Source organism: Achromobacter pulmonis (assembly GCF_902859765.1).
Lineage (GTDB): Bacteria > Pseudomonadota > Gammaproteobacteria > Burkholderiales > Burkholderiaceae_B > Achromobacter > Achromobacter pulmonis.
The window spans coordinates 70,548-81,438 of sequence record NZ_CADIJV010000011.1 but is presented as its reverse complement, the minus strand read 5'-3'; the positions used below and the strand labels follow the sequence as shown (position 1 = coordinate 81,438).

Sequence of the window (10,891 nt, the reverse complement as noted above, 5' to 3'; positions counted from 1 at the left end):
GCGTCGGTATATCCCCCGCGCGGTCCGGGCGGGGGAGGCCAGAAGCAAAAAGGCCGCTGATGCGAATCAGCGGCCTTTTTTTGCGCGTGGCAGGGCCCGGTTATCTGGCCGCCTGGGCCTTGGCGTGCTGGAACACGGGGCCCCAGATCGGATGGCCAGCTTCGTTGGGTGCCAGTTCGAAGGAGGGATCGATCTGCAGGATGCGGCGGAAGCTGTCTTCGCACAGTTGTGCATAGCGGCTGACGCAGTAGCTGAACGCCTGCAGCTTGTACGCCTCGATGCGAACGGCCTTGCTGGAGGCCGCCAGTTCATCGGAGCGCGCTACCCGTCGGATGACTTCGCCATAATGGCCGGCCATGTATTGGTCACGCACCTGTTGCAACTGTTCCAGTGCCTCGGGCGTGGGGGCGCGGTCGGGGGCGGTAGCGCTCAGGCCGGAACAACCGGCCAGCCCGAACGATAATCCGAGCGCACCATAGAGAAGGCGAATTTTCATAGGCTTCCAGCGAATTCGGAGAAACTTGACGATACGCTATCGTGCCACAGCCTGATGCGCTCGGACATTTTCGGCAATGTCCTTACGTAACGGATTGGCTAATATTCCGCCTACCAGCCGTCAACCCGATTTCTTGCGCCCGTCGCGCAGCCTTTTGATTATGTCTTCATCCGTCGGCCTGCATACGCCGCGCAGCCCCTTTTCAGGCGCTGCGCCGCTCGCTTTGCGCCCATTGAGCGCCATCGCCGCCAGTTCGGCGGGGGGCGTGCCGGAGGCGCGCATCAAGCGTTTGCTGGCGGACCTGCTGCCGTCGCTGATGGGGCTGCATGCCCAGGGCGAGATCTGCGGCGACATTTCCCTGGATACGGTGGGCATGGATGAGGGCGCGCACGCGCACCTGCTGCCGGAACTGGCGGTGCCGCGCTCGCGCCGGGCAGGAGTGACGCCGGCTCCGGGGTTCGCGCCTTTCGAACTGTATACCGATTCCGCACAATGGCCTCGCGGTCCCTGGACCGACGTTTACGCGCTCTGTGCGGTCATGCATGCCCTGGTCATCGGCCTGCGTCCGCCCCCGGCGCCGGAGCGCCGCGCGACCGACAGTTATGAGCCGTTGATGGCGCTGGGCCTGACGAAGTACAGCCCGGCATTCCTGGAGGCTATCGATCGCGGCCTGGCGATGCAGCCTGCCGACCGGCCACAGACCTTGGGCGAACTGGCGGCCATGTTGGATATCTCCGCGGATGCCGAAATCGCGCCCGTCGTTCCGGAGGCATCCCGGGCCGCGGCGACAGCCGTTCCCGCCGCGCCGGCGGCGGCCGCCGGCAAGCCGCGTGGCGCCGGCCGGCCATTGCTCATGCTGCTGTTGCTGGTGGCGTTGATGGGTGCTGGCGTCTATGCCTGGATGCGTGCCGGAGGTGGCGGCACCAACGCCGTGATCACCCGTTCCGAAGTCGTGCAGCCGAATCCCCCAGTCACCTCGCCCGCGCCGGTGGCGGCCCGCCCTGCGGCAACGGCCATGGCGCCGTCAGGACCGCCGCTGTCCGCAGTATCGCGGCAGGCTGCGCCCGAGGCGGGAGCGGCAGGCATGACGGTCGCGCCGCAGGCGCCAGCCGCCGCCCCGGCCGATGCCGGTACCGCGAGCCCGATTCCGCCCGCGCCGGCTACCTCGGCCGAGGCCGGCGTGCCAGCGGTCGAGGAACCGGCCGCGCCATCGGAGCCGGTTCAGGATGAAACGCCGAAACCCAAGCCGGCGCCGGTTCTGGTGCGCCTGGATATCCGGCCCTGGGGCGAGGTATGGGTCAACGGTGTTGCGCGCGGCGTCAGTCCGCCGGTCAAGGAATTGCGCCTGGTTCCCGGCAAATACCAGGTGGTGCTGCGCAACGCCGACCTGCCTCCCTATCGGACCACACTGGAAGTCAGGGCCGGCAGACCCGCCGTCATTTCGCACGTTTTCCAATAAGGCGCGGATCCGCCTTCCCTGCCGGCCCTAGGCCGAGGCTTCCTCGGGGGCGACAGGCAGGCGGAGCGTGAATACCGAGCCCACGCCGGCCTCGCTTGTCACCTCGACGTCGCCGCCATGGCGCAGCGCCACGGTGCGCACAAAGGCCAGCCCCAGCCCCGCGCCGCCCACATCCCCCCGTGTGGCGACGCCTACCCGCGAGAATGGCTCGAAAAGGCGCGCCAGATCCTCTGGCGCGACACCCTGTCCCTGGTCGCGGATGTGGACGCGCCAATAGCCCTGCGCCGCGTCGATGTGGCACGCAATGCGGGTGCGCGGCGGGCTGTACTTGATCGCGTTGTCGATCAGGTTGCTCAAGGCGCGCATCAGCAGCGTCTGGTCGCCGCGTACATAGGCCACCGGCAGCGGCGGGATCACTTCCAGCGTGATGCCGCGCTTGTGCGCAGCAGCCCAGAATTCATCGACGCCGTCCTGCAGCAGGCTGCCCAGATCCAGGTCGACAGCGCTGATGGCCATCGATTCGGCGCGCGTCAGGTGCACGAAATCGTCGACCAGGTGCAAGGTACGGTTGGCCAGGGCGGCGATGCGCGCCAGGGTATCGTCTTTGCCATCCGGCGCGGCGCCGTCCTGGGTCATTTCGACCAGCGCGAGGATGGAACTCTGCGGCGCCCGCATGTCGTGCGAAATGAAGCGCAGCGTCTCCTCGCGTTGCCGCTCGGCTTGGCGGATGCCGGAAATGTCCGTCAGCGTGGCGACGGTGCCGGCGAAGTTGCCTTCGGCCGTGTGGATCGGCGCGCACTTCAGGATCAAATCACGGCCGGCGTGGTCGCGGACCTCCAGGTCGGCACTCCACGGTGACTGTTCCGCCACCGGCCCCTGGCCGCTCAACACCTGGGCCACGCGCTGCCGTGTCGGTTCGTCGCCGATGGTCTTTTCCAGCAGATGGATCGCCGGATGCCCGACGCGCGGCGGCCGCATGCCCAAGCGCTGGAAATACATCACCGCGGCCTGGTTGCGGAATTGCATGCGGCCATCCTGGTCGAATACCAGCGTTGCGTCGGGCATGCCGTCCAACCCGTCGGCCAGGAAGCGCCGCAGATTGCGCACGCGCGCCAGCGCCCGCCGCAATTCGCCGACGCGACTCTCGAGCGAGGCGCTGGGCCCGCCGGACTGTGCCCTGGCTTCATTCAGCACGGGCGGATACTCACGTTGCAACCGCCGCAGTTCGTTGTCCATATAGCGCAGCGCGGCTTCCTGGCTGCGCCAGCTCCATAGCGGATAGCACAGGGCCACGCCCAGCAGCGCCGCGGTTGGCGCGAACCACAGATAGCTGTGGCCCAGCAGCAGCAGGCTGCAGAGCAACACCAGCGCCAGCAGGGCAATGTTCACCAGCAGTGCCAGGTTGGGAGACAGGCGCCAGAGCGCCAGGCAGGCCAACAGCACCGGCAGCGCCGAGAACAGGGCGTTGAGCCAGGGGGCGGGCGGCTGGAAGGCGATGTCGTCATTGGCCGCCTGCAGCAGATTGGCAATGATCTCCACGCCCGGCATGCCGCTGACGTCATGCGATACCGGCGTGGTGTAGGCATCGCCCAGGCCCGTGGCCCAGGCGCCTACCAGGATGTACTTGCCGCGCAGTTGATCGGCCGGCACGTCGCCGCGCAGCACCGACAGATACGACACGGCACGCGTATGCGCCACCGGCCCGGCGTATGGAATCAGTATGCTGCCTTCCGTGCCGGCGTGTCGCAGCAGCCTGTCGGCCAGGGCCTGTTGCCCGCCTACGTCAAGCATGCTCAGCGCGAAGTGTTGCCAGCGTTCGCCGCCGTAGCGGGTCGTCAGTTGCGCCGAGCGCAGCACGCCATCCGCATCCAGGCTGGCGTTGATGAAGCCGCTGCCGGCCGCGGCCTGGGCCAGGGCGGGAATGGGCGTGCTGATCGACGAAGGGTGCCGCAGGCGATCCAGCACCACCGGCAGCACGACGCGGCCATTGCGCCGGATGCTGTCGGCAAGAATGCCATCGTCGCCGGGATGGGTGGTGTCGGGTTCGGCGAAGATCAGGTCCAGGCCGACCGCGCGGGCGCCTTGCAGGCGGTCCAGCAGCGCGGCGTGCACCGCCCGCCGCCATGGCCAGCGGCCGAGCGCGTCGATGCTGGCGTCGTCGATCGCGACGATCAGGATGTCGGGCGAGATGTCACGCCCGGTCAAGCCGACGGCGCGGTCATACAGGATCTGATCGATACGTCCCAGGCCGTTGAACCCGCCGAGCAAGGCGGCCAACAGCGCCAGCGCCACCGTCAACCACAGGCCTGATCGCGAGGTCCGGTCGATGGGATCGACGGCGTCCGCCATGAGCACCCGTCTAGTATTCGGTCAGCGTCACGAATCCGCCGCTGCCGGTGGCGACACCCAGGCCGCTGCTGGTCATCAGCTGGTTCACGCCGGTGAAAGTGGCCGTGGCGTCCTGGCCGCCCAGGCCGAGCTCATCGATGGCCCGCACCGACACGTAAAAGGTCCCAGGGCCGGGGGCGCTGAAGCGGATGTCCGGGGTGGCAAATCGGGTGGAGGACACCAGCTGGGTGCCATCGGCATCGCGCGCCACGCGCACCAGGTAGCCCTGCGCGCCGGGCACGGGCGCGAAGGCGCTGGTCCAGACGCCGCCACCCGCACGCACCGGTTCGCCCAGTCGCGGCGCCGCGAGCAGTCGGCGCACGCCCGCGACCTGGCCGTCGGCACCGATGGCCGCGCCATAGCCCTTGGCCACGGCCACCGGCTGCGCCGGCGCCGCGCCGGGCGCGTGCGGTTGCAACCTCACGCTGCCTTCCAGGACTTCGCTGCGTACCCCCTGGCTGCCACTCTGCACGCGAAACCGCGTGCCGCGCACGCCCGTCACGGCCACCGGCGTACGCACCTCGAAACGGCCTACTCCCTGCCCGCTAGGCGCGACGCTGGATTCGACACTGCCGCGTTCGACGTGGATGACCGAGTCGGTCAGGTCGGTGCCTTCGAATTGGCGCAGGCGGGTCAGTTCCACGGCGCCGTCGGCCGGCAGCGTGAGCTTGGAGCCGTCGGCCAGCTCCAGCGTGACGAAGCCATTGGGCGCGGTGACGACTTTGCTGCCTTCGGACACGTTGGCCCCCGCCTTGAGCGCCTGTCCGTCCAGCTTCGCCTGGCCGCTGACGTGCACCACGCGTGCCTCGGCGGCACGCTCTGGAATCATCGACAGGGGGATGCGCAGTTCCAGTCCGATCGGCAGGCGCTCGGGCGTGGTGACGTTATTGAGCGCCTGCAGCGGGTTCCAGTTGGCCGGATTGCGCGTATAGGCGGAGGCAATATTGATCAGCGTATCGCCCTGGCGCACGCGGTAGATGAAATCCTCGCCCAGCGCGCCAGCGGGTTGACCATGCGAGGAAGTTGCGAGCAGCAGGCCGGAAAACAAGGCAAGCAGGGAAAGCGCGCGGCAGCGGCTCATGACGTTCAGATCTCCAGTTAGTGCCGCTTGGCGCTAGGGCGCCGCAGGCGTGCTGTCTTCGGACGCGCCGATCAATTCCAGCCGGTAGCCGAGCGCGTAGGAAGAACTCAGCCGCACGCCATGCTCCGGCCGCAGCTGCAGCTTCTGGCGGATGTTCGACAGGTGCGTGTCGAGCGTGCGGGAAGTGGCGGGAATCTCGCGGTTCCAGACGCATTCGGCCAGCACGTCGCGCGACATGAGCCGGCCCAGGTTGCGGAAGAACAGCAGCGCGAGTTCGAACTCCTTGGGCGCCAGCGCGATCGCCGCGCCATCGAGCGCGATCGAGCGCGCGGCCGGATCGACGCGATAGTTGGCCACGTCGAAGGCCTGGTCGGCAGGCTCGGCGATCTGGCTGCGGCGCAGCAATGCCGCGACACGCGCCAGCAATTCCAGCGGCCGCAGGGGCTTGACGATGTAGTCGTCGGCACCGGCGCGCAGGCCCTCGACCAGGTCGTCCTCGCTGGAACGATTGGTGAGAAAAATGACCGGAATGCGCGGGCCGATATTGGCGCGCAACCAGCGCACCACATCGTCGCCATCGATATCGGGTAAGTGCCAGTCCAGTAGCACCAGGTCAAACGCTTCATTGCGCAAAGCGGCGAGCAGGTCGCGGCTTTGCTGATAGCTGGTGCAGGCGTATCCGGCGGCAGTCAGGACTTGCTGGATGCGTTTCGCCTGGTCCAGGTCGTCTTCCAGCGACGCGATTTTCATCAGACGGGGTCTCTCTCGCGAAGGTTGGCTGCGCAAGCGCGCCCTGTGGCGCCCTACTGCAATAAGGAGAAAGGATTGTGTAATGGAATGATAACTCGCGTCGCGTCACTGTTGGCTACGTTGTGCCAACAACTGTCAAACATTGCAAAGTTGACGAATCTTGACTGGAGTTGTTGCAGAACAACGGGCCAAACTGTCCCCAACCTCCCCATCAGCCGGCGCGGTCAGCCGGCGCGCGGGGGGAGGCAGAAGGGATGGAAGAAACCTATGAATCAATTGCGCGTACTGATGATGTCGCCGGACGAGGCCGCACGCAACGCCGCGGTGTCCGCACTGCTTCAAGCTGGAATTTCGGCCCGTGGCTGTTCGACTTCTCTGGAATTATTCGGCCTGTTGAGCAACAGCACCTACGATGCCGTGGTCCTGAACGTGGGGACGCTGGGTGAAATCGGCTATGCCCTGGTGGCGCGGTTGCATGGCTCCTCGCCGCTGGGAATTGTGGTGACGGGCAACAATCTGTCGCTGGAAACCCGCCTGCGTTGCCTGCAGAGTGGCGCTGACGCCTGCCTGCCGCCGCCGCATGACCCTCGCGAACTGGCCTGCATTCTGTTGGCGCTGGCCCGCCGTCTGCCCATCGGGCAGGACAGTGCTCCGGTCGAAGAGCCTGGGTCGGGCCAATGGGAGTTGCGCGACCAGGGGTGGACCCTCGCGGCGCCTTCCGGCACGACGATCTCCCTGTCGGCCAATGAACGACTGATCGTGCGTTCGCTGCTGGAAGTGGCGGGCAGGGCGGTCGGGCGCAACGAATTGGGTGACGAGTTGCGGGAGGAAGGGGGCGGAGCGCGCTCCAGCGGCACACGCAGTATTGACGTCATCGTCAGCCGCCTGCGGCGCAAGGCCGAACTGGCGGGCGTGATGTTGCCAATCCGCACGGTCTACGGCAGTGGCTACCTGTTCGCCGACCAATAAACCACCCTTGGCGCGTGCCTTGCGCTATCCTGCCGGCAGGGGCTTCGGCCTCTTTGGTTGGGGCGAGGAGCACGCTTGCCGACCAGGGAATATCCCGCAGCGGTCGTCATCTTCCCGCCTCGGCAATTTGGCCCCATTTTTGCCGACTTGCCCTTGAGCTGCGCCTAACGCGTCGTCTTTTGCCGGCAACACGCCTGGGCGCGGCGCTTACAAAAGTTTTTGACAGTGCGCCTGGTTCTAAGCTATGCTAAAGGGCTTACTGCTTTATTTGCGCGCAAAGTTTGATGCCAGGAATGGCAATCAACAAGTGAAGCGCCAGGAAGACGGGTCCGGTCAATCACCCAGGCAACCTTTGCCTGGCGACCCAAGGCCAAAGGGGTGCGTCACGAGCCCCTGTCAACCGACGCTGCCATCTCCGAAGCATCCGGTTTGTGCGTTTTCATGGTTTGTTGGCAAGCCCGCTCTTTTACGTATTTGAACGTTTGAGGCGGTCTTGCGCGAGCCGCCTTCTCCGAGAGTCACCACTCGCGGAGACGAGTACGTAAGTACTTACCCAGTGGTACGTAAAAGGGATTTCAAAGGTCATGCCTACCATTAGCCAACTCGTGCGCAAGCCGCGCGAAGTCAGCATCATCAAAAGCAAGAGCCCCGCGCTCGAAAACTGCCCGCAACGCCGCGGCGTGTGCACTCGCGTGTACACCACCACCCCCAAGAAGCCGAACTCCGCTCTGCGTAAGGTTGCCAAAGTGCGTCTGACCAACGGTTACGAAGTCATTTCGTACATCGGCGGTGAAGGCCACAACCTGCAAGAGCACTCGGTGGTTCTGGTGCGTGGCGGTCGTGTAAAGGACTTGCCCGGTGTGCGTTATCACATCGTGCGCGGTTCCCTCGACCTGCAAGGCGTCAAGGATCGTAAGCAAGCCCGCTCGAAGTACGGCGCCAAGCGCCCGAAGAAGGCCTGATCACGAATCAGCAGTACCCCCGCGTGGCGGCCATCCGTCATTAGGGAAGTGCAACCGCGCCATCCGCAATGCAAGGGAAGGTGCGCGGCACGTAAGGGGTCGTCTTATTGGACGGCCATGGCCGTGTAACGAAACACGGTTCAACTGAACAGACACAAGGAAGCAACAATGCCCCGTCGTCGCGAAGTACCCAAGCGCGAGATTCTGCCCGATCCCAAGTTCGGCAGCGTCGAACTCGCCAAGTTCATGAACGTCGTCATGCTGGACGGCAAGAAGGCCGTCGCCGAGCGCATCGTCTACGGTGCCCTCGAGCAAGTCGCCACCAAGACCGGCAAGGAGCCGATCGAGGTTTTCAGCCTGGCGATCAACAACATCAAGCCGATCGTCGAAGTCAAGAGCCGCCGCGTTGGCGGTGCCAACTACCAAGTGCCGGTTGAAGTGCGCCCCGTGCGCCGCCTGGCCCTGGCTATGCGTTGGCTCCGTGAAGCCGCCAAGAAGCGTGGCGAAAAGTCGATGGATCTGCGTCTTGCTGGCGAACTGATCGACGCCTCCGAAGGTCGTGGCGCCGCGATGAAGACGCGCGAAGACACGCACAAGATGGCCGAGGCCAACAAGGCCTTCAGCCATTTCCGCTGGTAATTTAAGGACTAACCCACCATGGCCCGCAAAACCCCGATCGAGCGCTATCGCAACATTGGTATCTCTGCGCACATCGATGCAGGGAAAACCACCACGACCGAACGTATCCTGTTCTACACCGGCGTCAATCACAAGATTGGCGAAGTGCATGATGGCGCCGCCACCATGGACTGGATGGAGCAAGAGCAAGAGCGTGGCATCACCATTACGTCGGCTGCAACGACGGCGTTTTGGCGTGGCATGGCCGGCAACTACCCCGAGCATCGCATCAACATCATCGACACCCCGGGACACGTGGACTTCACCATCGAGGTGGAACGTTCCATGCGCGTCCTGGACGGTGCCTGCATGGTCTACTGCGCGGTGGGTGGTGTTCAGCCCCAGTCCGAAACCGTGTGGCGTCAAGCCAACAAGTACGGCGTGCCGCGTCTGGCGTTCGTCAACAAGATGGACCGTACCGGCGCGAACTTCTTCAAGGTCTATGACCAACTGAAGACGCGTCTGCGCGCGAACCCCGTGCCCATCGTGATCCCCATCGGCGCCGAAGACACGTTCCAAGGCGTGATCGACCTGGTCAAGATGAAGGCGATCATCTGGGACGAGGCCAGCCAAGGCACCAAGTTCGACTACAAGGACATTCCGGCCGAGCTGGAAGGCACCGCCGCCGAATGGCGCGAAAAGCTGGTTGAAGCTGCCGCCGAGTCGTCGGAAGAGCTGATGAACAAGTACCTGGAGTCGGGTACGCTGGACGAGGCCGAGATCAACCTGGCCATTCGTCAACGCACCATCGCTGGCGAAATCCAGCCGATGCTGTGCGGCACCGCCTTCAAGAACAAGGGCGTGCAGCGCATGCTGGACGCGGTCATCGACTACCTGCCTTCGCCCGTGGACATCCCCCCGGTCGACGGCCAGGACGACGAAGGCAACGCCATCAACCGCAATGCCGACGACAACGAGAAGTTCTCGGCGCTGGCATTCAAGCTGATGAGCGATCCGTTCGTCGGCCAGCTGACCTTCGTGCGCGTTTACTCGGGCATCCTGAAGTCGGGCGACACGGTCTACAACCCCATCAAGGGCAAGAAGGAACGTATCGGCCGCATCCTGCAGATGCACGCGAACAACCGCGAGGAAATCAAGGAAGTTCTGGCCGGCGACATCGCCGCCGTGGTGGGCCTGAAGGACGTGACGACCGGCGAAACGCTGTGCGACGTCGATTCGCACATCCTGCTGGAGCGTATGGAGTTCCCCGAGCCCGTGATTTCGCAGGCCGTCGAACCCAAGTCGAAGGCTGACCAGGAAAAGATGGGCCTGGCGCTGTCGCGCCTGGCGCAGGAAGATCCGTCGTTCCGCGTGCGCAGCGACGAAGAATCCGGCCAAACCATCATTTCCGGCATGGGCGAGCTGCACCTGGAAATTCTGGTCGACCGCATGAAGCGCGAATTCGGCGTGGAAGCCAACGTCGGCAAGCCGCAAGTGGCCTACCGTGAAACCATCCGCAAGACCTGCGAAGAAGTCGAAGGCAAGTTCGTCAAGCAGTCGGGCGGTCGTGGTCAGTACGGTCACGTGGTCCTGAAGGTCGAACCGCTCCAACCGGGCGGCGGCTACGAGTTCGTCGACGCCATCAAGGGCGGTGTGGTTCCTCGCGAATTCATCCCCGCGGTGGACAAGGGCATCCAGGAAACGCTGCCTGCCGGCATCCTGGCCGGTTACCCGGTCGTGGACGTCAAGGTCACGCTGTTCTTCGGTTCGTACCACGATGTGGACTCGAACGAAAACGCGTTCAAGATGGCCGGCTCGATGGCGTTCAAGGAAGGCATGCGCAAGGCCAGCCCCGTGCTGCTGGAACCGATGATGGCCGTTGAAGTCGAAACGCCTGAAGACTACGCCGGTACCGTGATGGGCGATCTGTCCTCGCGTCGCGGCATGGTCCAGGGCATGGACGACATGGTCGGTGGTGGCAAGACCATCAAGGCTGAAGTTCCGCTGGCCGAGATGTTCGGTTACGCCACGAACCTGCGTTCGCTGACGCAAGGTCGTGCCACGTACACGATGGAATTCAAGCATTACTCCGAGGCCCCCAAGAACGTCGCTGACGAAGTCATCGCCGCTCGGGCCAAGTAAATAACCCTCGCCGCGCCCGCCCACAA

At 64.8% G+C, this 10,891-nt stretch carries 9 protein-coding genes; 5 read left to right on the top strand and 4 right to left on the bottom strand.

Annotated elements, in window-relative coordinates; translation table 11 throughout:
* Positions 1–100: 100 nt before the first annotated feature.
* A complete protein-coding gene (locus tag HV701_RS11795; protein WP_175133220.1) occupies positions 101–496 on the bottom strand; it encodes a TssQ family T6SS-associated lipoprotein in 396 nt (131 codons plus the stop codon).
* Between the two features lie 160 nt (positions 497–656).
* Here HV701_RS11795 and HV701_RS11790 point away from each other — a divergent pair, with 160 nt between their 5' ends.
* Entirely contained in the window at positions 657–1,955 is a 1,299-nt protein-coding gene (locus HV701_RS11790) for a serine/threonine-protein kinase (protein WP_175133219.1), read from the top strand.
* A 27-nt stretch (positions 1,956–1,982) separates the two neighbouring features.
* On the opposite strand, the gene HV701_RS11785 is transcribed toward HV701_RS11790, so the two are convergent.
* From HV701_RS11785 to HV701_RS11775, 3 genes are read right to left on the bottom strand one after another with little or no spacing between them, the layout of a single operon-like run.
* A complete protein-coding gene (locus HV701_RS11785; RefSeq protein ID WP_175133218.1) occupies positions 1,983–4,304 on the bottom strand; it encodes a CHASE2 domain-containing protein in 2,322 nt (773 codons plus the stop codon).
* Between the two features lie 10 nt (positions 4,305–4,314).
* Positions 4,315–5,424: a FecR domain-containing protein gene (locus tag HV701_RS11780; protein WP_175133217.1), complete on the bottom strand. Its 1,110-nt coding sequence runs from the start codon at positions 5,422–5,424 to the stop codon at positions 4,315–4,317.
* Between the two features lie 33 nt (positions 5,425–5,457).
* Positions 5,458–6,174 (bottom strand): response regulator transcription factor, encoded by a 717-nt coding sequence (locus HV701_RS11775; RefSeq protein WP_175133216.1) that lies wholly within the window; start codon positions 6,172–6,174, stop codon positions 5,458–5,460.
* Between the two features lie 267 nt (positions 6,175–6,441).
* On the opposite strand from HV701_RS11775, the gene HV701_RS11770 reads away from it, so the two are divergent.
* The 4 genes from HV701_RS11770 to fusA all read left to right on the top strand — a co-directional run bounded on the left by HV701_RS11770 (position 6,442) and on the right by fusA (position 10,865).
* Positions 6,442–7,143 carry a response regulator transcription factor gene (locus tag HV701_RS11770; protein WP_175133215.1) on the top strand — a complete coding sequence of 234 codons (702 nt, stop codon included), beginning with the start codon at positions 6,442–6,444 and terminating at the stop codon, positions 7,141–7,143.
* 584 nt (positions 7,144–7,727) lie between these two features.
* Positions 7,728–8,105, top strand: coding sequence for a 30S ribosomal protein S12 (rpsL, locus tag HV701_RS11765; RefSeq protein ID WP_005017264.1), 378 nt, complete (start codon positions 7,728–7,730; stop codon positions 8,103–8,105).
* A 168-nt stretch (positions 8,106–8,273) separates the two neighbouring features.
* Positions 8,274–8,744 (top strand): 30S ribosomal protein S7, encoded by a 471-nt coding sequence (gene rpsG, locus HV701_RS11760; RefSeq protein WP_175133214.1) that lies wholly within the window; start codon positions 8,274–8,276, stop codon positions 8,742–8,744.
* 18 nt (positions 8,745–8,762) lie between these two features.
* Positions 8,763–10,865, top strand: a complete 2,103-nt coding sequence (gene fusA, locus HV701_RS11755; protein ID WP_175133213.1) for an elongation factor G — start codon at positions 8,763–8,765, stop codon at positions 10,863–10,865.
* Positions 10,866–10,891 lie beyond the last annotated feature (26 nt).

Coding starts and splice junctions, on each gene's coding strand:
- HV701_RS11795 (WP_175133220.1), bottom strand. CDS start 496: ATGAAAATTCGCCTTCTCTATGGTGCGCTCGGATTATCGTTCGGGCTG.
- HV701_RS11790 (WP_175133219.1), top strand. CDS start 657: ATGTCTTCATCCGTCGGCCTGCATACGCCGCGCAGCCCCTTTTCAGGC.
- HV701_RS11785 (WP_175133218.1), bottom strand. CDS start 4,304: ATGGCGGACGCCGTCGATCCCATCGACCGGACCTCGCGATCAGGCCTG.
- HV701_RS11780 (WP_175133217.1), bottom strand. CDS start 5,424: ATGAGCCGCTGCCGCGCGCTTTCCCTGCTTGCCTTGTTTTCCGGCCTG.
- HV701_RS11775 (WP_175133216.1), bottom strand. CDS start 6,174: ATGAAAATCGCGTCGCTGGAAGACGACCTGGACCAGGCGAAACGCATC.
- HV701_RS11770 (WP_175133215.1), top strand. CDS start 6,442: ATGAATCAATTGCGCGTACTGATGATGTCGCCGGACGAGGCCGCACGC.
- rpsL (WP_005017264.1), top strand. CDS start 7,728: ATGCCTACCATTAGCCAACTCGTGCGCAAGCCGCGCGAAGTCAGCATC.
- rpsG (WP_175133214.1), top strand. CDS start 8,274: ATGCCCCGTCGTCGCGAAGTACCCAAGCGCGAGATTCTGCCCGATCCC.
- fusA (WP_175133213.1), top strand. CDS start 8,763: ATGGCCCGCAAAACCCCGATCGAGCGCTATCGCAACATTGGTATCTCT.